This window comes from Spirillospora sp. NPDC052269, from assembly GCF_040679435.1.
Classification (GTDB): Bacteria; Actinomycetota; Actinomycetes; order Streptosporangiales; family Streptosporangiaceae; genus Spirillospora.
Map to the genome: position 1 here is coordinate 194,095 of NZ_JBFAUU010000018.1, position 23,516 is coordinate 217,610.

Annotated in this window: 22 protein-coding genes; 6 read left to right on the top strand and 16 right to left on the bottom strand. The window is 72.7% G+C overall.

Annotated elements, in window-relative coordinates; all coding sequences use genetic code 11:
• Positions 1–50: 50 nt before the first annotated feature.
• Positions 51–653, top strand: a complete 603-nt coding sequence (locus AB0L06_RS33720) for a hypothetical protein (protein WP_500235203.1) — start codon at positions 51–53, stop codon at positions 651–653.
• A 7-nt stretch (positions 654–660) separates the two neighbouring features.
• Here the strand turns inward: AB0L06_RS33720 and AB0L06_RS33725 are convergent, their stop codons facing one another.
• The 9 genes from AB0L06_RS33725 to AB0L06_RS33765 form a co-directional block, all read right to left on the bottom strand.
• Positions 661–2,619, bottom strand: a complete 1,959-nt coding sequence (locus AB0L06_RS33725; RefSeq protein WP_500235204.1) for an acetoacetate--CoA ligase — start codon at positions 2,617–2,619, stop codon at positions 661–663.
• A gap of 178 nt (positions 2,620–2,797) precedes the next feature.
• Positions 2,798–3,511, bottom strand: coding sequence for an HAD family hydrolase (locus AB0L06_RS33730; protein WP_500235205.1), 714 nt, complete (start codon positions 3,509–3,511; stop codon positions 2,798–2,800).
• A 9-nt stretch (positions 3,512–3,520) separates the two neighbouring features.
• Positions 3,521–4,054: a hypothetical protein gene (locus tag AB0L06_RS33735; RefSeq protein WP_500235206.1), complete on the bottom strand. Its 534-nt coding sequence runs from the start codon at positions 4,052–4,054 to the stop codon at positions 3,521–3,523.
• A gap of 50 nt (positions 4,055–4,104) precedes the next feature.
• Positions 4,105–5,733 carry an L-glutamate gamma-semialdehyde dehydrogenase gene (gene pruA, locus AB0L06_RS33740; RefSeq protein WP_500235207.1) on the bottom strand — a complete coding sequence of 543 codons (1,629 nt, stop codon included), beginning with the start codon at positions 5,731–5,733 and terminating at the stop codon, positions 4,105–4,107.
• A gap of 131 nt (positions 5,734–5,864) precedes the next feature.
• On the bottom strand, positions 5,865–6,356 hold the full coding sequence (locus tag AB0L06_RS33745) for a DUF6912 family protein (RefSeq protein WP_500235208.1): 492 nt from the start codon (positions 6,354–6,356) through the stop codon (positions 5,865–5,867).
• Between the two features lie 27 nt (positions 6,357–6,383).
• Positions 6,384–7,019, bottom strand: a complete 636-nt coding sequence (locus tag AB0L06_RS33750; RefSeq protein WP_500235209.1) for an HAD family hydrolase — start codon at positions 7,017–7,019, stop codon at positions 6,384–6,386.
• Positions 7,016–8,491, bottom strand: a complete 1,476-nt coding sequence (locus AB0L06_RS33755) for a hypothetical protein (protein ID WP_500235210.1) — start codon at positions 8,489–8,491, stop codon at positions 7,016–7,018. The genes AB0L06_RS33750 and AB0L06_RS33755 overlap by 4 nt, the downstream gene beginning before the upstream one ends.
• A gap of 242 nt (positions 8,492–8,733) precedes the next feature.
• On the bottom strand, positions 8,734–9,630 hold the full coding sequence (locus tag AB0L06_RS33760; RefSeq protein ID WP_500235211.1) for an N-acetylmuramic acid 6-phosphate etherase: 897 nt from the start codon (positions 9,628–9,630) through the stop codon (positions 8,734–8,736).
• The gene (locus AB0L06_RS33765; RefSeq protein ID WP_500235212.1) at positions 9,627–10,592 is read right to left on the bottom strand and encodes a MurR/RpiR family transcriptional regulator; all 966 of its coding nucleotides are present in this window, start codon (positions 10,590–10,592) and stop codon (positions 9,627–9,629) included. Before AB0L06_RS33765 ends, AB0L06_RS33760 begins: the two co-directional genes overlap by 4 nt.
• 88 nt (positions 10,593–10,680) lie before the next feature.
• On the opposite strand from AB0L06_RS33765, the gene AB0L06_RS33770 reads away from it, so the two are divergent.
• On the top strand, positions 10,681–11,757 hold the full coding sequence (locus AB0L06_RS33770) for an N-acetylglucosamine kinase (RefSeq protein ID WP_500235213.1): 1,077 nt from the start codon (positions 10,681–10,683) through the stop codon (positions 11,755–11,757).
• A 270-nt stretch (positions 11,758–12,027) separates the two neighbouring features.
• The gene (locus AB0L06_RS33775; protein ID WP_500235214.1) at positions 12,028–13,671 is read left to right on the top strand and encodes a glycoside hydrolase family 3 protein; all 1,644 of its coding nucleotides are present in this window, start codon (positions 12,028–12,030) and stop codon (positions 13,669–13,671) included.
• A 78-nt stretch (positions 13,672–13,749) separates the two neighbouring features.
• On the opposite strand, the gene ptsP is transcribed toward AB0L06_RS33775, so the two are convergent.
• Genes ptsP through nagA form a run of 7 tightly spaced genes read right to left on the bottom strand, consistent with a single transcriptional unit; the run spans position 13,750 to position 19,474 of the window.
• A complete protein-coding gene (gene ptsP / locus AB0L06_RS33780) occupies positions 13,750–15,480 on the bottom strand; it encodes a phosphoenolpyruvate--protein phosphotransferase (RefSeq protein ID WP_500235215.1) in 1,731 nt (576 codons plus the stop codon).
• Positions 15,473–15,745 carry an HPr family phosphocarrier protein gene (locus tag AB0L06_RS33785; protein ID WP_500235216.1) on the bottom strand — a complete coding sequence of 91 codons (273 nt, stop codon included), beginning with the start codon at positions 15,743–15,745 and terminating at the stop codon, positions 15,473–15,475. The genes ptsP and AB0L06_RS33785 overlap by 8 nt, the downstream gene beginning before the upstream one ends.
• Positions 15,742–16,434 (bottom strand): HAD family hydrolase, encoded by a 693-nt coding sequence (locus AB0L06_RS33790; protein ID WP_500235217.1) that lies wholly within the window; start codon positions 16,432–16,434, stop codon positions 15,742–15,744. Before AB0L06_RS33790 ends, AB0L06_RS33785 begins: the two co-directional genes overlap by 4 nt.
• Positions 16,425–16,874 (bottom strand): PTS sugar transporter subunit IIA, encoded by a 450-nt coding sequence (locus AB0L06_RS33795; protein WP_500235218.1) that lies wholly within the window; start codon positions 16,872–16,874, stop codon positions 16,425–16,427. The genes AB0L06_RS33790 and AB0L06_RS33795 overlap by 10 nt, the downstream gene beginning before the upstream one ends.
• A gap of 17 nt (positions 16,875–16,891) precedes the next feature.
• Positions 16,892–17,248 carry a PTS sugar transporter subunit IIB gene (locus tag AB0L06_RS33800; protein WP_500235219.1) on the bottom strand — a complete coding sequence of 119 codons (357 nt, stop codon included), beginning with the start codon at positions 17,246–17,248 and terminating at the stop codon, positions 16,892–16,894.
• Positions 17,249–17,273: 25 nt separating this feature from the next.
• The gene (locus tag AB0L06_RS33805) at positions 17,274–18,317 is read right to left on the bottom strand and encodes an SIS domain-containing protein (RefSeq protein ID WP_500235220.1); all 1,044 of its coding nucleotides are present in this window, start codon (positions 18,315–18,317) and stop codon (positions 17,274–17,276) included.
• A complete protein-coding gene (gene nagA, locus AB0L06_RS33810) occupies positions 18,314–19,474 on the bottom strand; it encodes an N-acetylglucosamine-6-phosphate deacetylase (RefSeq protein WP_500235221.1) in 1,161 nt (386 codons plus the stop codon). Before nagA ends, AB0L06_RS33805 begins: the two co-directional genes overlap by 4 nt.
• A gap of 144 nt (positions 19,475–19,618) precedes the next feature.
• Between nagA and AB0L06_RS33815 the strand changes: the two genes are divergently transcribed.
• The 3 genes from AB0L06_RS33815 (at position 19,619) to AB0L06_RS33825 (ending at position 23,391) form a co-directional block, all read left to right on the top strand.
• A complete protein-coding gene (locus tag AB0L06_RS33815; protein ID WP_500235222.1) occupies positions 19,619–20,902 on the top strand; it encodes a PTS transporter subunit EIIC in 1,284 nt (427 codons plus the stop codon).
• A 333-nt stretch (positions 20,903–21,235) separates the two neighbouring features.
• Positions 21,236–21,976 carry a GntR family transcriptional regulator gene (locus AB0L06_RS33820; protein ID WP_500235223.1) on the top strand — a complete coding sequence of 247 codons (741 nt, stop codon included), beginning with the start codon at positions 21,236–21,238 and terminating at the stop codon, positions 21,974–21,976.
• 71 nt (positions 21,977–22,047) lie between these two features.
• Positions 22,048–23,391: a PTS transporter subunit EIIC gene (locus tag AB0L06_RS33825; protein ID WP_500235224.1), complete on the top strand. Its 1,344-nt coding sequence runs from the start codon at positions 22,048–22,050 to the stop codon at positions 23,389–23,391.
• Positions 23,392–23,516: the final 125 nt, after the last annotated feature.

Consider the following 23,516-nt stretch of genomic DNA (forward strand, 5'->3'; position numbering starts at 1 on the left):
TGGGAGAGTCTCGGCGGCGCGCCGCGGCCGGTGATCCGATAATCGAGCCCATGACCTTCCTGGACGGACGGCGCGTCTACACCCGCGCGGACCTGATGGCCGAGCACGGCATCGGGCGCAGCACGCTGGAGAAGTGGTACCGGGAGCGCGCCGCCAACGGCCATCCCGAGCCCGTCGGGACGGTCGGCTCGCAGAAGGCGTGGGACGCCGAGGCCTGGGACGCGTGGCACGCGGTGCGGGCGTCCGAGGAGATCCCGGACGGCCTGCTCACCCGCGACGAGCTCGGCGCGAAGCACGGGCTCAGCAGGCACCGGCTCAAGCAGCTGTGGAGCGAGCGGGTCGACAACGGCCATCCGGCCCCGGCGCATCAGGTCGGCAAGGCGCTGTACTGGGACGACGCCGAATGGTCCGCCTGGTACGCCGGCTACACGGCGCAGGAGGCGCGGCCGGAGGAGGGCCCGGACGACCTGGTGACGCTCGCCGAGGCCGCCCGGATCCTCGGGCTGGCCCAGTCGAGCGCCACCGTCTATGCGAAGCGTCCTCCTGCGGGCTGGCCTACGCCCGCGCACGAGGAGCAGCTGGGCGGCGGACGTGTCCGCCGCCTCTACCGGCGTTCCGACGTCCTCGCCTATGGCGAGGGCCGTGGGAAATGAGCCGCCGTCAGCTGTCCTGCGTGTAGTACTTCAGGACCTCTGGGTTCGCCATGGCGCCGGTGTTGGCGGCCTTCTCGATCGGCGTGCCCTGGAGGATCTTGCGGACCGGCACCTCGAGCTTCTTGCCCGACAGGGTGCGCGGAACGCCCGGGACGACGTGGAACTCGTCCGGGACGTGCCGGGGCGACAGCGCGGAGCGGATCTCGCGCTTCAGCCTGTCGGCCAGCTCGTCGGTGAACTCCTGCCCCTCGGCCATCTGGACGTACAGCAGGAGGCGGCCCTCCTGCCCGAGGCGTCCGGTGTCGATGACGAGGCTGTCGGCGATCTCGTCGAACGCCTCGACGACCCGGTAGAAGTCGGCGGTGCCCATCCGGATCCCGCCGCGGTTCAGGGTCGAGTCGGAGCGTCCGTAGATCACGCAGCCGCCGTCCGGGCGGACCTTGAGCCAGTCGCCGTGCCGCCAGACGCCGGGGAACATGTCGAAGTAGGACTCGCGGTAGCGGTGACCGTCCTCGTCGTTCCAGAAGAACACCGGCATGCACGGCATCGGCTCGGTCAGGACGAGCTCGCCGACCTCGTCGATGACCGGCTTGCCGTCCTCGGTGAACGCCTCGATCCTCGCGCCGAGGCCGCGGCACTGGAGCACCCCGGCGTACAGCGGCAGCAGCGGGGACGGCCCGATGAAGCCGGTGCAGACGTCCGTCCCGCCGGAGAACGAGCCGACGAGCAGGTCCTTGCCGACCGACTCGTACACCCAGGCGAAGCCCTCGGGCGGCAGCGGCGAACCAGTCGAGCCGATGCCGCGCAGCCGCGACAGGTCGTACTGCTCGCCCGGCCGCTGCTCCTGCTTCATCGACGCGGTGATGTAGGGCGCGCCGACGCCCAGGTAGGTCACGCCGTTCTCGGCGGCGAGCTCCCACAGGTCGCCGGGCGCGCCGTCGTACATCACCACCGTGGCGCCGACCAGCAGGCCGCCGACCAGGTAGTTCCACATCATCCAGCCGGTGGTGGTGTACCAGAAGAAGACGTCGCCGGGGCCGAGGTCCTGGTGGAACGACAGGGCCTTGACGTGCTCCAGGACGATCCCGCCGTGCCCGTGGACGATCGGCTTCGGCAGGCCGGTCGTGCCGGACGAGTAGACGACCCACAGGGGGTGGTCGAACGGGACGTCCTCGAACTCGAGCTCCGCGCCCGGCTTGGGCAGGTCGGCGTAGGACATCCCGGCGCGCAGGCCGTCCGGGGCGGATGCCGGGTCCAGGTACGGGATGAGGATGGTCGAGGTGACCGTCGGCAGCTCGGCCTCGATGTCCCGGACGACGTCGCGCCGGTCGAAGCGGCGGTCGTTGTAGGCGTAACCGTCGACCGCGATCAGGACCTTCGGCTCGATCTGCGCGAACCGGTCGATCACCGAGGACGCCCCGAAGTCCGGCGAGCAGGACGACCAGATCGCGCCCAGCGAGGCCGCGGCCAGGAAGCAGACCAGCGCCTCGGGGATGTTCGGGACGTACGCCGCGACCCGGTCGCCGCGTCCGACGCCGAGCTCGGCCAGGCCCGCGCGGACCTGGGCGACGTGCTCGGCCAGCTCGCGGCGGGTGATCACCCGGTGCCCGCCCGCCTCGGACCGGAAGATCACGGCGGTGTCGTCCGGCTCGCCCGGCGCGCGGTGCAGGACGTTCCGCGCGTAGTTGACCGTCGCGCCGGGGAACCAGCGCAGGCCGTCCACCGGCATCTTCCCGCCCGCGCGCACCGGTCCGTCACCGCGCTCGCCGAGGACGCCGAAGTACTCCCAGACCGAGTCCCAGAAGGCGTCGATCTCGGTCGTGGACCACTTCCAGAGATCCGCGTAGGACTCGGTGACGACGCCCCTGTCCCGCAGCCAGTTCCGGTAGTGGGTCACACGCGCGTCGGCCACCACTCCTTCGGACGGCCGCCAGAGCGGAAGACCCTCGGGCACCTGCTGGGACATGCGAAAACTCCCCTCCAGCCCCCGCCGTCCGACGGGGGGCGTACCCCAGGATCGGACTCCGGAACCATCCGGCGCAACCCTCACGACCTCGGACGATTCCCCTCCGGGGGTGTGGATGGCCCACACCTTCGGGGCTGATGTGCGTCGGCCGACTCCATCACGACGCCTCAGCGGAGGTTCAGGCGGATTCCGTGAGCTCCACGACGGTGCGGACGACCGCGTCGGTGTCGGTCAGATCGGACAGGACGGCGTCGGCCCCGGCGGCGCGCAGCTCGGCGGCCGTGGCGCTGCCCGTGGCGACGGCGATGATCGGCGACCGGGCGATGCGCGCGGCCTGGACGTCGCGGGGGTGGTCGGCGAGGTAGACCGCCTGCTTCTCACCGAACACGGCATTGTGCCGCTCACCCGCGCGCGTGCGCGCGAGCTCCAGCAGGGCTGCCTTGGAGTAGACGCCGTTCTCGTAGCCGCCCGCCACGAGATCGAGGAATCCGGCCAGGCCCAGCTCGCTCAGCTTCAGCTCGGCGTTCGGCTGGATCGCCCCCGTGAGGACGGACTGGACGGTGCCCGGCAGCCGGGACAGCGCGGTCACGGCCTCGTGCGCGCCCGGGAGGACGCGTCCGTGCGCGGTGAGGTCGGCGCGGCGGGCCGCGAACGCCTCGGTGAGCGCGGCGACGAACGCGGGGAGGTGGTCGTCGGTCGTGACGATGTCGTTGAACGCCAGCGTCTCGAAGATGATCTCCGACTCGGTGCGTCCGGGGGTGGGGGCGAGCCGCACCAGGGGGCGGCCGGTGGTGCGCCGGAACGCCTCCGCGTAGGCGTCCCGGGTGACCCGCCCGACATCCACGAGAGTGTGGTCCACGTTCCAGAGCACCAGGCGGTTCGTCGTACGCATGGCGCGAGGTTAGCCGAACGTGGTCACCGTGGACACCGGGTGTCCGAGCACGTCGTAGGACACCTGTCCGCGCGCGCCGGGGGCGAACGTCGCCAGGTAGGTGTTGATGTGCAGGACGTCCCCCGGACGGCGGCTCGCGGACGTGGAGCCCACCACCTCGACGGTGCGCCGCTCCCCCGCCCGAAGCGTCGGGAAGCTGCAGATCACCCGCTCGAACATGTGGCAGGACGGGTCGCTCACCGACTCGATGCGCATGGCCGTCCCGGCGCGTCCGCCGACGATCTTCTCGCTGCGCGCGACCAGGCCCCGGACGGCCCGGTCGGCGGCGTTCGTGACCGTGAAGGTGTAGCTGTACCGGCCGCCCGCCGTCAGCCGGTCGGCCCCGAGGACGCGCACCGCCGGATCGGCGGACAGCCTCAGGCGGGACGCGGCCTGCGCGGCGTCCACCGGCCCCTCCTGGCTCCCGGCCCAGGGGGTGGTGACGACGGCCGCGCCGCCGGCGACCGCCAGCCCGGCGACCACCGCCCCCGCAGCTCGCCGCACAGCACCCCCAGAATCCGCGTTTTACCAGCTCAATTGATACATATTACTCATCAGCCCATGTGCGGATAGCGGTGGTCGGCGGGTGGGACGAACGTCTCCTTGAGCGCCCGCGCGCTCACCCAGCGGGTCAGGTTGAGGATCGATCCGGCCTTGTCGTCGGTGCCGCTCGCGCGGGCCCCGCCGAACGGCTGCTGCCCGACCACGGCCCCGGTCGGCTTGTCGTTGATGTAGAAGTTGCCCGCGGCGAACCTGAGCCGCTCGGCGGCCGCCGCGATGGCCGCCCGGTCCTGGGCGACGATCGCCCCGGTGAGCCCGTACGGCGCGACGCCCTCCATCTGCCGCAGCATCGCGTCGTAGTCGCGGTCCTCGTACACGTGGACGCCCAGGATCGGCCCGAAGTACTCGGTCGTGAAGATCTCGTCCTCGGGGTCGTCGCAGGTCAGGACGGTCGGCTGGACGAACCAGCCCTCCGAGTCGTCCGCCCGGCCGCCGGTCACGACCTCGATCGCGGCGGACGCGCGGGCCCGGTCGAGCGCGGCGGTGTGCTTGGCGAACGCCCGGTCGTCGATCACCGCGCCGAGGAACAGGTTCAGGTCCTCGGCGACGTTCCCCATGGTCAGCGACTCGACCTGGGCAACGAAGTCGTCCTTCATCCGGTTCCAGAGGGACCGCGGGACGTAGGCGCGCGAGGCCGCCGAGCACTTCTGCCCCTGGTATTCGAACGCGCCCCTGACCAGGGCCGTCTTCAGGACGTCCACGTCGCCGGACGGGTGCGCGACCACGAAGTCCTTGCCGCCCGTCTCGCCCACGATCCGCGGGTACCCGCGGTAGTTCTCGATGTTCTCGCCGATCGTCCGCCAGAGGTGCTGGAAGGTGCGGGTGCTGCCGGTGAAGTGGATCCCGGCGAGATCGGGATGGGTGAGCGCGGCCTCCGAGACGGCCCTGCCGTCCCCGGTGACCAGGTTGATCACCCCGGGCGGCAGCCCGGCGGCCTCCAGCAGGCGCATGGTGTGGTGCGCGGCGAGCTGCTGCGTCGGCGACGGCTTCCACACCACCGTGTCGCCCATCAGCGCGGGCGAGGTCGGCAGGTTCCCCGCGATCGCGGTGAAGTTGAACGGCGTGATCGCGAGGACGAACCCCTCGAGCGGCCGGTACTCCATCCGGTTCCAGACGCCCGGGGAGCTGATCGGCTGGGTCGCGTACAGCTCCCGCGCGAACGCGACGTTGAACCGCCAGAAGTCGATCAGCTCGACGGCCGAGTCGATCTCCGCCTGCTGCACCGACTTGGACTGGCCGAGCATGGTCGCCGCGTTCAGCGTCGCCCGCCACGGCCCGGACAGCAGGTCCGCGGCCTTGAGGAAGATCGCCGCGCGGTCCTCGAAGGCCAGCGCCCGCCACGCCGGGGCCGCCGCGCGGGCGGCGTCCACCGCGGCGCGGACGTCGGCGGGCGTCGCGTTGCCCATCGTCCCGAGGACGTGCGCCCGGCGGTGCGGCTCCACGACCGGGATCGGCTCCCCGCCGCCCAGCCGCCGCTCACCGCCGATCGTCATGGTCAGCTCGGCGTTCTCCCCGCCGAGTTCCTTGATCCGCGCCTCCAGCGCGGTCCGTTCCGGACTCCCCGGCGCGTGCCCCTTCACCGGCTCGTTCACGGGGACGGGCACGTTCGTGACGGCGTCCATGGAAAACTCCCCTGATCTCCGACTGCGTCGTCAAGTGCCGGAGATCTACCCGTCCCGCCGGGCCCCTACGCGGTTCCACGGGGACGCGGCGCGGCCTCACCGGATCGCGCCGGGGGCTTCGCCGGGTCACGTCAGAGCAGGTCAGCGAGTTCCTGGGTGGCGTACCAGAGGAGCTCGTGGCCCTCGGCGCCGTCCACGGTGGAGGACGCGTCGTCGTCGCCCGCGTCGGCGGCGGGCAGGGCCGCCACGGCGGCGCGCACGTCGGTCTCGGCCGCCGCGTCGTCCACGTGGCCGGAAGCGATCTTCTTCCAGGGCACGGCGGCGGTGATCTCGACCCGGGCGGGGTCGTCCTCGTCGCCGGACGGGCGGACCGCGTCGTCCGGGACCTCGGCGGCCAGCACCACGCGGCGCGGCGGTGCCTCCGGGTCGGCGGAGAGCAGCCGCAGCGAGGCGTGCGCCGCGGCCGTCATCGCCGCGTACTCGTACTCCTCGATGTCGGCGGCGGAGTACCACTCGCTCAGCGCCGGCGTGACCGCGTACCCGGTCAGCGGAGCGGGACCGGCCTCGCGGTCCTTGCGGACCCGCGCGAGGGCGGCGAGCGTGGATGGCAGATAGACGCGCATGACCCCGTCAGTCTGCCACACCGCAGGTCAGGGGAGGAGTCCGAGGGACGCCAGGGCCTCGCGGGTGCCGCCGGTGGTGGTGTGGTGGACGCCGTGCATGCCGAGCGCCTCGGCGGCCCGGGTGTTGTGGACGATGTCGTCGATGAAGACGCACTCGTCCGGGGCGAGGCCGAGCAGGCCGGTGGCGTGCCGGAAGATCGCCGCGTCGGGCTTGCGGAGGCCGACCTCGGAGGAGATCACCACGGCGTCGAAGAGCCCGGACCAGCGCTCGCGCGGGTAGGCGTTCCCCCAGGAGTTGGACAGCAGGGCCGTCCGGACTCCGCTCTCGCGGACCTCCCTGAGCAGCGCGTACATGTCCTCGACCGGCGCGAATCCGGCGAACATCCGCTCGATGAGGCCGGGGGCGGCGACCGGGCCGCCGTCGACCGTGCGCAGCTCGGCGGCCAGGAGCCGCTCGAACTCGGCGGGGTCGAGCGAGCCGTCCTCCAGCCCGTGGATGGGGTTCTGGCCCGCGCCGTCGTACGCCTGCTTCACCCAGGCGCGCATGAGGGTCCGGTAGCCGCCGGTGTCGATCCGGTCGGCGGCCAGCCAGGCGCCCACGGCCTGGTCGAGCGGGGAGGTCAGCACCCCGCCCCAGTCGGTGATCACAGCTCGGGGGGTCACACCTTCGATGGTATGAGACGCCTGATTCGTCCGGGAAGTCGTATCGGCGCGACGGTCTCCCCCGGCGCCGCCGGACGCACGGCCAGCACGAAGGCCAGGCACAGCAGCGGGACGGCGGGCAGGACGTACCGGTAGTCGAACTGCGCGGTCAGCGCGGGGAGGACGATCAGGGTCATCCCGATCGTCCAGGGCATCAGGGCGTCCCAGCGGCGCCGCCTGATCATGAGGACCAGGCCGCCGAGCATGATCACGCCCAGTAGCGTGCCGGGCAGGTAGGCGACCTTCTGGTAGGCGCCCAGGAAGGACGCGTACGGGCCGGTCGCCTTGGTCGGCCTGTAGCCGGGGTCGTACGCGCGCACGTAGGGCTCGGCCGGGGCTTCGGGATTGAAGGTCTTCGAGCCGAACAGGTAGTGCTCGTAGGTCGTCCGGTCCGGGAAGGTGGGGTGGTCCCAGCGGAACGTCCGGCCGAGGTCGGTCGCGGCGACCTGGGCGTAGTCGCCTGGCTGGTGGGTGACCGCGCGGATGGCGAAGTCGAACGCCAGCCGCTCCCCCTCGGGCGTGAAGCCGGTGGCCTCGACGCGGTAGCGCGGCGCGCGCGGCCCCCAGATGTAGGACTCGCGGACGGACCGGTGCCTCGGGTCGCTCGACAGGCACAGCGCCATCTGCTCGACCGGCACGTCCATCTTCCTGCAGTCGGCGAACGGCGCGACCCGGCCGTACAGGAAGACGCCCGTGCTGCGGGTCATCGTGAACTCCCCGCGATCGGCCGCGAACCAGGACGAGTAGGCGACGATCGGGATCACGCCCGCGACCGCCATGGCCACCAGTGGCCGCCAGCCCGTCCGCCGCGCGAGCATCACGAACGCCGCGACCCCGAGCAGCGGCAGCCCCGCCGACCGCGTGATCGTCGCGAGGCCGAGCAGCAGCCCGCCCGCCGCGGCGAGCACCAGCGTCCGGCGTCCCGTCGCGCGCAGGAGCAGGACCGTGACGGCGCCCATCACCAGGAAGCCGAACAGGGTGTCCGACATGAGCATGTGCTCGAGCTGCACCTGGTTGCCGTCCAGCAGGACGGGGACCGTCGCCAGAGCCGCCAGCCAGCGCGGCGCGCGCGCCCTGCGGGCCAGGACGTAGACCATGACCGCGACGGCGAGCCCCATGAGGTGCTGGAGCAGCGACACCAGGGCCAGGCTGTGCAGCGGCTTGACCAGCCAGAGGAACAGCGAGTACCCACTCGGCCGAACCAGGTTCGGGTTGAGGTTGACGGCCCCGGACAGGTAGTCGCTCGAGTCCGGGAACCACATCACCCAGCGGTAGCCGAGCATCGCCGTGCCGCGCAGCAGGGCGCCCGCCGCCAGCAGCGACAGGAAGATCCAGTGCGTCCGGGCGAACGCGCGCGACCGCGCCGCGCGCGCCCTCGGCGGCCCGGCGGTCCCGGCGCCCGGGACGTCCTCCCGGACCGTCAGCTCGGTCATATCCGCCACAGTCTAGGCAGGAACCCCCTCTGACCCGCCCGACTTCACCCCGAACCGCCCTCCGGCAGGCGCGACGCGGCGGCCCCTCGCCACCGGGAGGCTCTGGCTTCGGTCGCGGGCACGCCACCGGGAGCCTCCGCCCCCCGCGTCCTCATGGGCGGGACGAGGGGGCCGGAGGCCCGTCCGGCGAAGGGCCGCAGCGGGTGCGGGGGCTGCTGCGGGCCTCCGCCGGCCGGCGCCGGCTAGGCCGACTGGAGGCGTTGGAGTGCCTCGCGGACGCCGCCGTCGCTCTCCTCCAGGAGGACGGTGGCGCGGTCGGCGGGGATCTCGCCGAGCAGGCTGACCAGGGCCACGCGGGTGTTCCCCCCGGCGTCGGCCAGCGCGGCGGCGCAGGAGGCGGAGTCCATTCCGGTCGCCTCGGTGAGGATGCGGACGAGGCGGGCCCGGAGCTTGGCGTTGAGGGCGTTCACGCTGACCATCAGGTTGGAGTAGGTGCGGCCCAGCCTGATCATGAGCGTGGTGGAGAACGAGTTGAGCACCAGCTTGGTGGCGGTGCCCGCCTTCATCCTCGTGGAGCCGCTGATCACCTCGGGTCCGGTGGCCAGCGGGATGTGGACGGCGACCTCGTCGCCGTACGGCGCCTTGGGGTTGCAGGAGATGAGCGCGGTGTGCGCCCCGGCGGCCGCGGCCGCGCGCAGGGCGCCGATCACGTAGGGGGTGCGTCCGGACGCGGCGACGCCGATCGCGACGTCGCCGGGCTCGACCGCGGCGGCGTCGGACGCGCCGAGGTCCACGTCGTCCTCGACCTCGGAGACGGCCTGGGTGAACGCGCCCGGGCCGCCCGCGTGGTGGGCGACGACCCGGTTCCACATGCCGAACGTCGGCGGCAGTTCCGCCGCGTCCAGCACCGCCAGGCGTCCCGAGGTGCCCGCGCCGAAGTAGTGCACCCGGCCGCCGCGCCGCAACGACTCCACGGCGAGGTCGACCAGGACGGCGAGCTCGGGCAGGACGGCCGCGACCACGGCGGGGACGGTGGCGTCCTCGGCGTTGATGCGGCGCAGCACCTCCAGGGTGGGGAGGGTGTCGACGTCGAGGGTCCGCGGGTTGCGGCCCTCGGTGGGCAGGTCAACCTCGATCACCGACGCCTCCGGTCGGGTCGCACGGTCCGGCCGCGGACCGCCTCGAACGTGGCCTCAAGGGCCCTTCGGGTAGAGCCGAAGGTGCGCTGCGCGACCCCGACGAACACGCAGTCAACCACCGTCAGCTGCGCCAGCCGGCTGGCCGTCGCCCCCGATCGGAACGTGGTCTCCCGCGCGGCCGTCGTCAGGATGAGGTCGGCGACGTCGGCGATGGGCGATTTGGGGAAGTTGGTCAGGGCTACCGTGGTGACCCCCTTGCTCTTGGCGACCTCCAGCGCGTCGATGGTCTCCACCGTCGCGCCGGTGTGCGAGATCCCGATCGCGACGTCCCCGGGGCCCAGCAGCGCGGCGCTGGTGAGCATGATGTGGGCGTCGGACCAGGCGTAGCAGTTCCTCCCGATGCGGTGGAGCTTCTGCTGGAAGTCCAGGGCGACGAAGGCGCTGGCGCCCACCCCGTACACGTCCACGCGGTCGGCGGCCACGATGACGTCGACGACCTGCTCGAGCATCTTGATGTCGAGCTGGGACGCCGTCTCCTCGACGGCGCGCGCGTCGGCGAAGGTGACCTTCTCCACGATCTGCTCGAGGGAGTCGTCCGGACTGATGTCGCTGCCGATGACCCGTCCGCCGGTGGCGCTCTGGGCCCTCCCCGCCTCCGTCGCGAGGGTCAACCGCAGCTCTGGATAACCATGGAACCCGATCGCCCGGCAGAACCTGATGACCGTGGTCTCGGAGGTGCCGCAGTTCTGGGCGAGTTCGGTGATGGTCGAGTTGGCGACCCCTTCGGGATCGTCGATGACGCGTTGCGCGACTCTGCGCTCCGCCGGTGGAAGCGAGGGCAGCAGCGACCGCACCCGCACCACGGTGCTCAGCGGCGTCTGCGACGTCGCCTCGTCCCGTGCTGTGTCCTGGGTCGCCCCACCCCCACTACTCCCCGACTCTGAGCCGGTGGGTTTCCTCATGTAAGGAATTTTCTTACCCCCGCGATGTTCCGTCAACGGTAGAAACGGCTACGGTCGCCATGTGTTGACCCATTTGGCCGGTCCTTACGTGATCGGCATAGACGCGGGTGGCACGAAGACCCGCTGTGTACTGCTGACTCTCGGCGGAGCGCCGGCCGGGACCGGAACCGGCCCCGGCGCGAACCCGAATTCCGGTGGCGACACCGCGGGTGCCCTCACCACGGCCCTGAGAGAGGCCCTCGGCGACGTGGACCGATCTCTCGTCCTCACGGGCGTCTTCGGGATCGCGGGCGCCGGCTCGGCCGGACGTCCCGCGGCGGTCTCCGCCGCCCGGCGCGCCTGGCAGTCCTGCGGCCTGCGCGGATCGCCCGCCGTCGTGACCGACATCGCCGTGGCGTTCGCGGCCGGCACCAGCGCCCCCAAGGGCATCGTGGTGTTCTCCGGCACCGGCGCGGGCGCCGCGGTCATCAGCGACGGCACGATCGTGCGCCGCGCGGACGGCTACGGCTGGCTCGTCGGGGACGAGGGGTCGGCGGTGTGGCTCGGCCGCGAGGCGGTGCGCGCCGCGCTCGCCGCGCTGGACGGCCGCAGCCGCCCCACCCTGCTCACCGAGTCGGTGCCGCGCGCGCTGCTCGGCCAGGCCGTGCTGGCACAACTGGGCGCCGTGTCCCCCCGCCATCAGCGCACCCACCGTCCCGCCGCGTCCCCGGCGCCCGCCCTGGCCTTCGCCGGGGCGGCCGTCAACGGGGCCGGCGCGGGCGGCACCACGACGCTGGCCCGCGAGCCGGGCCCGCGCGTCCCCCAGAACCCCGCCCTCGCGCAGGCCATCATCAAGGAGGTCTACGGTCGCCCGCCCGCGGCCCTCGGCAGGCTCGGCCCGGTGGTCGCCGCCGCGGCCGCCGCGGGGGACGCGGTGGCGCGCCGGATCACCGAGGAGGCCGCCGAGTGGCTGCTGCGCGACGTGGACGCCGTCCGCGCCGCGCTGACCGACCCGTCCGCACCGGTCGTCATGCACGGCTCGGTGCTGCGGGACGGCCCGGTCGCCGACGCCGTCCGGGCGGGGCTGCGGCACCGCTTCAACGCCGACCCGCGGCGCGCGGGCGACGGCGCCGTCGGGGCCGCGTCCCTCGCGATGCGGCGACTGGGATTCCCACCGCCGGAATAGCCGTCCACCCCGCGCCGACGCCCCCTTCTCTACTGGAACGTGCCATTTTCGCCACCTGGGGTGAGTGAATGTTCACTCACCCCAAGTGGCGGCCCGCCCGCGCGGGCACCTCCCGTGCACGTTCGAGCAGGGCTTCAAAGAAGCCGCCAACAGCCGCCCCGCGGACCCCGAAGATGGACGACGCGGCCCGGCGATGGTTTGGACAGCGCGCCGCGCTCCGGCTACCGTCGCCCGGGTCAGGTCACGGACCGGTCACGCCTCGGGAGTACTGTGCGCGCTTCACGTCCCTCGTCCCCTGCCGGGGTCGCGGCCGTCGCGGCCCTGGCCGCCTCGCTCGCCGCCTCGCTCGCCGGGTGCGCCGGAGACGCCGAGGCCGGAAGACGCGGCGCGGAGGCCGCACCCAAGCCGTCCCAGGCGGCGGCCGCCGCGGACTGGATCCCCGGGTACGTCGCGAGACTGACCCCCGCCCAGAAGGTCGGGCAGCTGTTCGTCCCGACGGTGGGCGACGCGGCGCAGGGCCGGGAGATGGTCCGCCGGTTCCATGTGGGCGGCGTCATCTACTTCCCGGAGAACCTGCGGACGCCGCGGTCCACCGCCGAGCTGTCCAACGCGCTGCAGAAGGCGTCCAAGATCCCGCTGACGATCGGGGTGGACGAGGAGCAGGGCATCGTGTCGCGCACGCCGTTCGTGACCCGGTTCCCCGGGAACATGACGCTCGGCGCGTCCGGGCGTCCGGCGGACGCGCAGGCCGCGGCGCAGGCGACCGGGGCCGAGCTGCGCGCGGTCGGCGTCAACCAGAACTACGCCCCGGACGCCGACGTCAACGTCAACCCGGCGAACCCGGTGATCGGCATCCGCTCGTTCGGCGCCGACCCCGCGCTCGTCGCGCGCATGACGCACGCGGCCGTCGCCGGGTACCAGCAGGCCGGGGTCGCCGCCACGGCCAAGCACTTCCCCGGGCACGGCGACACCGCCACCGACAGCCACACCGGACTGCCGGTGATCAAGCACGACAGGGCCACCTGGGAGCGCCTGGACGCGCCGCCGTTCGAGTCCGCGGGCGCGGACGCGGTGATGTCGGCGCACATCGTGGTCCCCGAGCTGGACGGCAGCGGAGACCCGTCGACGCTGTCCAAGAACGTCCTGACCGGGCTGCTGCGGAAGAAGCTCGGCTTCCAGGGCGTGATCATCACCGACTCGCTCCAGATGGACGGCGTCCGGGAGAAGTACAGCGACCGGGCGGTGCCGGTCCGCGCGATCAACGCGGGCGCCGACCAGCTGCTCATGCCGCCGAGCCTGTCCGTCGCGTACAAGGCGGTGCTGAAGGCGGTGAAGTCCGGCAAGATCCCCCAGGCCCGGCTGGACGACGCGGTCGCGCGGATCCTGCGCTTGAAGGAGCATCGCGGCCTGTTCCGCGGCACGCAGGTCGATCCGGACAAGGCCGCGGACCTGGTGGGCACCTCGGAGCACCACGCGCTCGCGCGCAGCGTCGCCGAGCACGGGGTGACGGTCGTCCGCAACGACGGGAACGCGCTGCCGCTCAAGGGGCGCACGGTCTACGTCACCGGCGCGAAGAGCGCCCAGGTCGGCGCGGCGCTGCGCGCGGCGGGCGTGAAGACGGCCGGTTCGCTCGGCCAGGCGGACGTCGCGCTGCTCACGACGCTGAACCAGGGCGCGTCCGGCACCGCCGCGAGCGCCCGCGCGCTGGCGTCCAAGCCGACCGTCGTCGCCGCGCTCGGATCGCCCTACGACCTGGACAAGTCCAGCCGGGCGAAGGCGCTGGTCGCGACCTTCTCGTCCGCCTCACCGGCGGTCACGGCGCTCGCGCGGGTCCTGTCGGGGCAGGTCAAGCCGACGGGGAAGCTCCCCGTCCCGGTCGCGGGGAAGCCCGTCGGCACGGGCGTCTCCTACTGAAGCCACGCAGGAACGACGAAGGCGGGGGTGCCGCTCATCCGAGCGGCGCCCCCGCCTTTCGTCGTGCGCGGTGACCGGTCAGAGACCGAGGTCCGCCAGGGCCGGGAGGGCCCGGCGGGCGGCCTCCTTCGCCTCCCCGGCGGAGCGGGAACCGCGCGCGGCCTCGGCCGCCTCCCGGCATTCGTCCAGCGTGTGGCGGGCGAGGGCGGCGCGGACGAGCGGCAGCGACGGCGCGCTCATCGACAGCGACGTGACGCCCAGGCCGACCAGGACGCAGGCCAGCACGGGATCGCCCGCGGCCTCGCCGCACACGCCGCACGGGATCCCGGCGGACGCGGCGGACGCGACCAGGTCCAGGACGGCGGGCTGCCACGCGTCCTGGAGGTGGGCGAGGCTGCCGACCTGCCGGTCCGCGGCGCAGGTGTACTGGGTGAGGTCGTTGGTGCCGAGGCTGAAGAACTCCACCTCGGACGCCAGGTCGCGGGCGCGCAGCGCGGCCGCCGGGACCTCGATCATCACGCCCGGGTGCTCGATCCCGGCGTCGCGGCAGGCGGCGGCGAAGAAGGCCGCCTCCTCGGCGTCGGCCACCATCGGGGCCATGACCTGCAGCTTCGCGGTCCGGCTGGACGCGGCCCGGGAGAGCGCCGACAGCTGAGCCGACAGGACGTCCGGGTGGCGGCGCAGCATGCGCAGGCCGCGCTCGCCGAGCGCCGGGTTCGGCTCCTCACCGGGCGGGGGGAGGAACGCCAGCGGCTTGTCGGCGCCGGCGTCCAGGGCGCGCACGATGACGCGCCCGTCGGGGAACGCCTCCAGGACCTCGCGGTACGCGCGCTCCTGCTCCTCGTCGGACGGCGGGGTCGCGCGGTCGAGGAAGAGGAACTCGGTGCGGTAGAGGCCGACGCCCTCGGCGCCGTTCTCGACCGCCGCCGGGACGTCTTTGGGCCCGCCGATGTTCGCCAGCAGCGGCACCCGGTGGCCGTCCTTGGTCCGCCCCGGGCCGGTCGCGCCGGCCAGCGCGTCGGCCCGCGCGGACGCGGCGTCGCGCGCGGCGGACACGGCCGCCCCGGAGGGGTTCACCACGACCGTCCCGGCCTGGCCGTCCACCAGGACGGGCGTGCCGTCGGCGATGCCGGTCGCGCCGGGCAGCGCGACGACCGCGGGCACGCCCATGGTGCGGGCGATGATCGCGGTGTGGCTGGTCGGACCGCCCTCCTCGGTGACGAACGCGACGACCTTGGCCGGGTCGAGCACGGCGGTGTCGGCGGGCGCGAGATCCCGCGCGACCAGCACGAACGGCTCGTCCGAGTCGGGCACGCCCGGCATCGGCAGGCCGAGCAGGCGGGCGACCGTGCGGTCCCGGATGTCGTCGAGGTCGGTGACCCGGGCGGCGAGGTACTCCCCCGCGCCCGCGAGCAGCTCGCGGTACACGCCGAACGACTCGAACACGGCGCGGGCCGCCGCGCGGCCCTCGGCGGCCTTGGCCTTGACGCCGTCGGCGAGGCCGGGGTCGCGGGCCATGAGCGCCTGCGCGTTCAGCACGTCCTGGCCGTCCTTGTTGCCGACCTCGGCCGCGACGACGCCACGCGCCTCAAGGTCGTCGGCGACGGCGGCGAGCGCGGCGAGCGCCGCGGCCGTCTCGGCCTCGGCGTCACCGGCCGGCGCGGTGTCGGCGGACGGCTCGGGGACGGCCCCGGCGATCCCGCGAACCGGGCCGAAGCCGACGCCGGGGCTCACCCCGGCGCCGCTCAGCTCCGCGGAGTCGCCGGAGGTCCCGGCGTCCGTACCGCCCGAGTTCCCCGGCTCAGGCATTCTCGGGCTCGGGCGTGGACAGCAGCGCCTCCAGCTGGCCCAGGAGCTCGTCGGCGCCGTCGAAGTCGGCGGCGATCACGACCTCCTCACCGTGCCTGGCGTCCATACCGAGGACGGCCAGGATGCTCTTGGCGTTCACCGGGGCGCCGCCGGCCTTGGCCACGGTGACGTCGCCCGCCGCCTTGGCCGCGGTCTGCACGAACAGCGCGGCCGGGCGCGCGTGCAGCCCCACCTTCGACTCGATCTTGACTTTGCGCTCGGTCACAGGTCCTTCTTCTCCTCGGTGTCCCGGATCCGCAGCTCGGGTCCAGGAGTCACGGTCACTTGCCGCAGGTCGGCCACCACGTGCTGCGCGGCGCGCAGCGCGGCGGACGGCTGCGTCGTGGTGATCCCCACGACGGTCATACCCGCGTCCCTCGCGGCGGCCACGCCCGCGGGCGCGTCCTCGAAGGCCACGGCCTCGTCCGGCGGGACGGAAAGGCCGCGCGCGGCGGCCAGGTAGCCCTCGGGGTCGGGCTTGCCGACGACGACGTCGTCGGCGGTCACGATCAGGTCCATCAGCTCCCGGACGCCCAGCTCGTCCAGCAGGTCGTGGGCGTAGCCGCTGATCCCGGACGTCACGACCGCGGTCGGGACGCCGAGTCCGCGCAGCGCCCGGACGAGCTCGACCGCGCCCGGGACGGCCTCGGGGACCGGCATGTCCGGGTCGTTCTCGTAGGCCAGCACCTCGTGGAACAGTTCCTCGACCGTCCGGCCGGGGAACAGGTGCAGGCGGTCGGCGAGGACCTCGCGCCCGCGCCGTCCCGCGAACGAGGCCAGCTCGGCCTCGTCGTGGGGCACGCCGTGCGCGTCGAAGAGCCGCGCCCACATCACGCGGTTGCGCGGCTCGGTGTCGATCAGCGTGCCGTCCAGGTCGAAGACGGCGGCGCGGACCGGAAGGCGGGTCAGCTCCATACGAACAGCTCGGCGCCCTGGTTCACGTCGCCGGACTCCACGACGTCCGACAGGGCCTCGGCCGGCGCGTCGAGCGCGACCACGGCGCAGATCGGCGAGCGTCCGCCCGCCTCCACCGCGGCCGGGTCCCAGGCGACCAGCGGCTGGCCCGCCGTCACCCGGTCGCCCTCGGCGGCCAGCAGCTCGAACCCCTCGCCCTTGAGCTGGACGGTGTCGATGCCGAGGTGCACCAGCACCCCGTGCCCCTCGTCGTCCACCACCACGTAGGCGTGCGGGTGCATCTTGACGATCTTCCCGGCGACCGGGGCGATGGCCTGACCGGGCTCGCGGGCCGGGTCCACGGCGGTGCCGGGGCCGACCATGGCCTGGGCGAACACCGGGTCCGGCACGCCGGCCAGCCCGACGACCCGCCCGCCGACCGGGGAGAGTACGCGCGTCATCGGTCCTCCTTGCGGGGTCAGTCGAGGATGTCCTCGATGTCGGTGGCGATCGTGTCGGCCTCGGGGCCCACGACCACCTGGACGACGGAACCGGACCGCATGACGCCGAACGCGCCGGCGGCCTTCAGGCCCGCCTCGTTCACCAGGCCCCCGTCCTTGACCTCGGTGCGGAGCCGGGTCGCGCAGGGCTCGATCTCGATGATGTTGTCGGCGCCGCCCAGCGCCGCGACGATGTCCTCGGCCTTGGCCATAGCGGGTTTCCTCTCGATCTCTTGTTCGGCCGCGACCGGCCCGCGGGCCGGTCGGAGCGGTGTCGGTTCGTCGTGGGGGGCGGTCCGTCCAGGGGGAACGAGCCGAAAAGCCGGACGGTCCATCCGTGCGGACGGACCGTCCGCGGTGTCAGTCCGTCTGGGTGACCTTGTTCAGCCCGCGCGGGACGTCCGGGTTGATGCCGAGCCGCCGGGCCAGGTTCTCGACCATGATCTGGCCGGGCACGATGAGGCCGAGCGGGGCGACCCATTCGGGCAGGTCGGGGCCGGGCAGCGCGGCCGTGCTGGCCTGCGCGAGGCCGCTGCCGCCGCCGAACCCGAACGCCTCCGCGCCCGCGCCGCGCACCCGCTCGGCGAGCGCGATCGTGCCGGGCAGCGTCGGGCTGTTCTCGGCCGCGACGAGCAGCGCGGGGGTCTGGTCGTCCACGACGGCGATCGGGCCGTGCAGCAGGTCGGCGTAGGACAGGCCCATGGCGTGCAGGTAGCACGCCTCCTTGATCTTCAGGGCCAGCTCCAGGGCGGTGCCGAACGCGATGCCGCGTCCGGACACGACCGCGCCCGGGACCTTGGCGAGCGCCTCGACGATCTGCCCCAGCGCCGGGGACGCCTCGGTGGCGCGGATCAGGCCCTCCACCTCGTCCGGGACGCGGCGCAGGTCGCCCGCGTCCTGGCCGATGCCGAGGCCCAGGCCCAGCACCGCGAGCGCGGCGAGCTGGGTGGTGTAGGTCTTGGTCGCCGGGACGGCGAGCTCCTCACCCGCGAGGGTGATCAGCGCGACCTCGGCGGCCTCGGCGAGCGGCGAGCCCTGGCCGTTGGTGACCGCGACGGTGCGCGCGCCGCACTCCTTCGCCCAGGCCAGCGTCTCGACGATCTCCTCGGTCTTGCCGGACTGGCTGATCGCCACGGCCAGCACGCCGTCGAGGTCGAGCTTGCGGTCGTAGGCCGTCGCGATGGAGGGCGCGGCGAGCGTCGCGAGGCGCCCGGCGTGCGACTCGATCAGGTACCGGCCGTACACCGCGGCGTTGTCGGACGAGCCGCGCGCGATGAACAGAACCTGCCGGGTCTCGGCGGCGAGCCGCTCGACCTCCGGGACGCGCGGAAGCAGCGCCTCGATCGTGCGCCGGAGCGCCTCCGGCTGCTCACCGATCTCGGCGCGCATGCGGCTGGTGGTCATGATCCCCCTCCGAAGAGTTCCTGCCCGTTGATCCACGTCATACGCGCGCGCTGGTCGGGGCCGAGCCAGACCAGGTCGGCCTTCGCCCCTGGGGCGATGCGACCGAGGTCAGGCCGTCCGACGAGGTCGGCGGGGACGCGGGTGGCGGCGTCCACGGCCGTCACCAGGTCGATGCCGATCGCGAGCGCGTTGCCGATGGCGTCGTCCAGCCGGAGGCCGGAGCCCGCGATGGTGCCGTCGGCGCGCAGCGGCGGCCCCTCCTCCGGCATGGTGATCGGTTCGCCGCCCAGCTCGTAGGTGCCGGGCGGCATGCCCGCGGCGGACGCGGCGTCGGTGACGAGCACGACGCGTCCGGCGGCCGCGTTGAAGACGACCCTGGCCACGGTCCCGGACACGTGGTGCAGGTCGAGGATGAGGCCGGGGCTCAGCCGGTCGTCGGCGAGCGCCTGGGCGGCCACACCCGGATCGCGGTGGTTCATCCCGGACTGGGCGTTGAAGATGTGGGTGACCTTGCGCGCGCCCGCACCGGCCGCGGCGGCGACCTGGCTCGCGGACGCGTCGCTGTGCCCGACGCTGACCAGCACGCCGTTCTCGACGAGGGTGCGGATCGCGTCCAGCGCGCCGTCCCGCTCGGGCGCGAGCGTCACCAGCTTGACCAGCCCGGTCTCGAGCAGCGTCGCGATCTTCTCGGGCGTCGGGTCGGTCAGGTGCGCCGGGTTGTGCGCGCCCTTGCGCTTCTCCGACAGGAACGGGCCCTCGAGGTGGACGCCCAGCACGCGCGTGCCCAGGCCGTCCAGCGTTGGCAGCTGGTCGCGGACGCGGCGCAGCGCGGCGGCCTGAACCTCGACGGGCGCGGTGATGAAGGTCGGCAGGAACGACGTCACACCGGTCTCGGGGAGGCGCTCGACGACCGTCCGCCAGCCCTCCTCGTCGGCGTCCACCATGTCGTACCCGAAGAAGCCGTTGACCTGCAGGTCGACCAGACCGGGAGCCAGCAGGCCGTCCTCGAGGTGGAGGTCGGCGCCGTCCGGGCGCCCCTCGCCCGCCTCGACGATCACGCCGTCCTCGATCCGGACGTATCCCGGCGAGACCACGCGGGTAGAACCCTCCGCGGGGGAAATGATCATGCTGTTCGCGGTGATCAGACGTTGTGCCATCGGGACGCACTCTCCGTGACGCCGGGTTCGCCGGTCGTGTCTGCCACGACTGGTCTAGTCCGGTCTGGACCAGTACGCAACATACCCGACACACGCCGCAAAGCGATAGAGCGAGGATGCCGCTCGGGGGGAGCCCGGCCGCTCATGAGTTCCACAGGCGCGCAGGCAGGAAGCGGGAGCGGCGCGCGGCACGCCTGGTCCGCCGCGCTCGCGGTGCTGCAGCGCGTCGGCCGCAGCCTCATGCTGCCCATCGCCGTCCTGCCGGCCGCCGGCATCCTGCTCCGCCTCGGCCAGAACGACCTGCTCGGCAAGGACGGCCTCGGCTGGGACCGGATCGCCGAGGTGTTCGCCGCGGCGGGCGGCGCCCTGCTCGACAACCTCGCGATCCTGTTCGCGGTCGGCGTCGCCATCGGCTTCGCCAAGAAGTCCGACGGCTCGACCGGCCTGTCCGCCGTGGTCGGCTACCTGGTCTTCGACCGGGTGTCGAAGACCCTGTTCGCCCACTCGTCCACGCTCAAGGGCTCGGTCGTCCAGAAGGTCGAGCAGGACGGCGTCCTCCGGGAGGTGGTCGGGTACGGACTGCAGAACCCGACCCGGGTCCTCGGCGGCATCGTCGTCGGGATCGTCGTCGCCCTCCTCTACCAGCGCTTCTACCGGATCAAGCTACCCGCGTGGCTGGCGTTCTTCGGCGGACGCCGGTTCGTCCCGATCGTCAGCGCCGCCGCCTGCCTGCTGCTCGGTGTGGTGTTCGGACTCGTCTGGCCGACGCTCGGGAGCTGGATCGACTCGTTCGGCGACTGGATCACCGGCCTCGGCGCGCTCGGCGCGGGCGTCTACGGCGTCGCGAACCGGCTGCTGCTGCCGGTCGGCCTGCACCACATCCTGAACTCGCTGATCTGGTTCGTCTTCGGCTCGTACGACGACCACGGCGTGATCGTCCACGGCGAGATCAACCGCTACCTGGCGGGCGACCCGCACGCCGGGACGTTCCTCGCGGGCTTCTTCCCCGTCCTGATGTTCGGCCTGCCCGGAGCCGCCCTCGCCATCTGGCGCGCCGCCCCCGCCCGGACGCGGGACGTCGTCGGCGGCCTGATGGTGTCGTCCGCGCTGACCGCCTTCGTCTGCGGCGTCACCGAGCCGATCGAGTTCTCGTTCATGTTCGTCGCGCCGCTGCTCTACGGCATCCACGTGCTGCTGACGGGCGTCTCGATGTACGTCCTCGCCGCGTTCGACGCGCAGCTCGGCTTCTCCTTCTCCGCCGGGCTCATCGACATGGCGCTGAACGCGACCAAGAGCAACACCCGCCACCTGTTCCTGATCATCGGGATGGGCGTCGTCTACTTCTTCCTGTACTACGCGATCTTCCACGTCGTCATCACCCGCCTGAACCTCCCCACCCCGGGCCGTGAGCCCGAGGACGACGCCTGACGATTCGGGACGGGTCGCATTACCCCGGTTCGACCTGCGAGCACAAGCGTTCAGGATTTCGCCGTTAGCGAACCGACCCTCACACACGGGACTTCGACGGACAAGAACACCTCCGGGGACGACCGGCACGAAACCTCGAATTCGGCGGCTTCATGGCGCTGACCTGCGGAATCAAGTGATCTTCGGCGGCCTCGGCGCGATCCGGACGTTACGCATCTGTGAGTTGACACACGTCGAAATCGTGTGGTCTAGTCCGGACTAGACCAGTACATACCGAGTCGATCCGGACTCCAGCCGGCCGGCGATCGGCCCGGGCTCCCCTGAGGATCCCCCGTGACGACCATTGACCCGAACAGCCCCGTCCCCAAGTACTTCCAGCTCAGGGCCATCCTGCTGGACATGATCGAGAGCGCCGAGCTCCCGGTGGACGCCTCCATACCCTCCGAGCGCGAGCTGTGCGCGCGGTACGGGCTGTCGCGGATGACCGTCCGGCAGGGCGTCGACCAGCTCGTCTCCGAGGGCCGGCTGTACCGGGTGCCAGGCAAGGGCACCTTCGTCGCCCGCCCGAAGATCGAGATGCCGCTGCGGCTGGTCTCGTTCACCGAGGACATGCTCGCCCGCGGGATGCGCCCCGGCGCGATCGACCTCGACCGCCGCACCGTTCCCGCCGACGCCCGCCTCGCCCGCACCTTCGAGGTCGAACTCGGCACCCCGATCCACGTCATCGAGCGGCTGCGCACCGCCGACGGCGAACCCATGGCACTCGAAAGGGCGCATATCCTCGCATCGCTGGCGCCCGACCTGCTGGACCGGAGGCTCGCCGACCGGTCCCTGTACGGCGTCCTCGAGGCGGTGTACGGGCTGGTCTTCGACGCGGGCGACCAGACGATCGACGCCGGGCTGGCGGACGCGGCCGACGCCCGCCACCTGCAGATCCCCCGGGGAAGCGCCGTGCTGTTGCTGCGCCGCCGCTCCTTCACCAACGGGACCTGCGCCGAGCTCGGCGTCTCCACCTACCGTGCCGACCGCTACCAGGTCCACACGGCGCTGGGCCATCCCCCGACCCGATCCTGACCCCCGGCAGCGCGGGCCGCTCCGCCCGCCGCTGACACCACCCCGCATACCGAGGAGAGGAATCACCCCTGATGAGTTCCATCGCCGCGGCGGAGGGCTCGGCCGGGCGCAAGCCCTGGTCGGCCGTGTTCGCCGTCCTGCAGCGGATCGGCCGCAGCCTCATGCTGCCGATCGCCGTGCTGCCCGCCGCCGCCCTCCTGCTGCGCTTCGGCCAGCCGGACATGCTCGGCGCGGACGGGCTCGGCTGGGTCCGCGTCGCCGAGATCGTCGGTGAGGCCGGCAACGCGCTGTTCGCCAACCTGCCGCTGCTGTTCGCCGTCGGAGTGGCGATCGGCTTCGCGAAGAAGGCGGACGGCTCGACCGCCCTGGCCGCCGTCGTCGGCTACCTGGTCTTCGACCACGTCTCGAAGATCATGTTCTCGCACACCTCGCAGCTCAAGGCGAACGTGCTGATCGACAAGGTCGCGGACGGCAAGACCTCCGCGGTGATCGACTGGGGCGCCAAGAACCCCACCGACGTCCTCGGCGGAATCCTCATCGGTGTCGTGGCGGCCCTGCTCTACCAGCGCTTCTACCGGGTCAAGCTGCCCACCTACCTGGCCTTCTTCGGCGGCCGCCGGTTCGTCCCGATCATCACCGCCGTCGCCGCCCTCATCCTCGGCGTCCTGATCGGCTTCGTCTGGCCGGTGTTCGGCACCTGGCTGACCGACTTCGGCAACTGGATCACCGGCGCGGGCGCGCTCGGCGCGGGCACCTACGGCGTCGTCAACCGCCTGCTGCTGCCGTTCGGCCTGCACCACATCCCGAACTCGCTGGTCTGGTTCGTGTTCGGCACCTACAACGACAACGGCACCGCCGTCCACGGCGAGATCAACCGCTACCTGGCGGGCGACCCGCACGCCGGCGGCTTCCTCGCGGGCTTCTTCCCCGTCCTGATGTTCGGCCTGCCGGGCGCGGCCCTCGCCATGTGGCGCGCCGCTCCCCCGCACCGCCGCAAGGCCGTCGGCGGCATCATGATCTCCGCCGCCCTCACCGCCTTCGTCACCGGCGTGACCGAGCCCATCGAGTTCGCCTTCATGTTCGTCGCGCCCGTCCTGTACGCCGTGCACGTCGTCCTGACCGGCATCTCGATGGCCCTGCTGGAGGCCCTCCACGCCCAGCTGGGCTTCGGCTTCTCCGCGGGCCTCATCGACCTGCTGCTGAACGCCAGCAAGAGCAACACCAAGGGCCTGGCACTCATCCTCGGCCTCGGCGTCCTCTACTTCTTCATCTACTACTTCCTCTTCAAGTTCCTGATCGAGAAGTTCAACTTCGCGACCCCCGGCCGCGAACCGGACGCCGACGAGGCCATCGACACCCCCGCGCCCGCGGAGAAGGCCCCCGCCTCCCGCAAGCGCGAAAAGGCCACCCAGTAACACCAGGCCGGACCCAGCCCACAAGTCCGGTGCGACGCCGCGCTCTGCAAGGCCCCATCCGAGGCCCGCGCCGCCCCAGTCTTCCCGGACGTTCCGGCTGTGCGTCGCCCGTCGGGTTTGCGAGC

What these genes read in the sequence shown, in the direction of transcription:
- AB0L06_RS33720 (WP_500235203.1), top strand. Translation starts at nt 51, where the DNA reads ATGACCTTCCTGGACGGACGGCGCGTCTACACCCGCGCGGACCTGATG.
- AB0L06_RS33725 (WP_500235204.1), bottom strand. Translation starts at nt 2,619, where the DNA reads ATGTCCCAGCAGGTGCCCGAGGGTCTTCCGCTCTGGCGGCCGTCCGAA.
- AB0L06_RS33730 (WP_500235205.1), bottom strand. Translation starts at nt 3,511, where the DNA reads ATGCGTACGACGAACCGCCTGGTGCTCTGGAACGTGGACCACACTCTC.
- pruA (WP_500235207.1), bottom strand. Translation starts at nt 5,733, where the DNA reads ATGGACGCCGTCACGAACGTGCCCGTCCCCGTGAACGAGCCGGTGAAG.
- AB0L06_RS33745 (WP_500235208.1), bottom strand. Translation starts at nt 6,356, where the DNA reads ATGCGCGTCTATCTGCCATCCACGCTCGCCGCCCTCGCGCGGGTCCGC.
- AB0L06_RS33755 (WP_500235210.1), bottom strand. Translation starts at nt 8,491, where the DNA reads ATGACCGAGCTGACGGTCCGGGAGGACGTCCCGGGCGCCGGGACCGCC.
- AB0L06_RS33765 (WP_500235212.1), bottom strand. Translation starts at nt 10,592, where the DNA reads ATGAGGAAACCCACCGGCTCAGAGTCGGGGAGTAGTGGGGGTGGGGCG.
- ptsP (WP_500235215.1), bottom strand. Translation starts at nt 15,480, where the DNA reads ATGCCTGAGCCGGGGAACTCGGGCGGTACGGACGCCGGGACCTCCGGC.
- AB0L06_RS33790 (WP_500235217.1), bottom strand. Translation starts at nt 16,434, where the DNA reads ATGGAGCTGACCCGCCTTCCGGTCCGCGCCGCCGTCTTCGACCTGGAC.
- AB0L06_RS33795 (WP_500235218.1), bottom strand. Translation starts at nt 16,874, where the DNA reads ATGACGCGCGTACTCTCCCCGGTCGGCGGGCGGGTCGTCGGGCTGGCC.
- AB0L06_RS33800 (WP_500235219.1), bottom strand. Translation starts at nt 17,248, where the DNA reads ATGGACCGTCCGGCTTTTCGGCTCGTTCCCCCTGGACGGACCGCCCCC.
- AB0L06_RS33805 (WP_500235220.1), bottom strand. Translation starts at nt 18,317, where the DNA reads ATGACCACCAGCCGCATGCGCGCCGAGATCGGTGAGCAGCCGGAGGCG.
- nagA (WP_500235221.1), bottom strand. Translation starts at nt 19,474, where the DNA reads ATGGCACAACGTCTGATCACCGCGAACAGCATGATCATTTCCCCCGCG.
- AB0L06_RS33815 (WP_500235222.1), top strand. Translation starts at nt 19,619, where the DNA reads ATGAGTTCCACAGGCGCGCAGGCAGGAAGCGGGAGCGGCGCGCGGCAC.
- AB0L06_RS33825 (WP_500235224.1), top strand. Translation starts at nt 22,048, where the DNA reads ATGAGTTCCATCGCCGCGGCGGAGGGCTCGGCCGGGCGCAAGCCCTGG.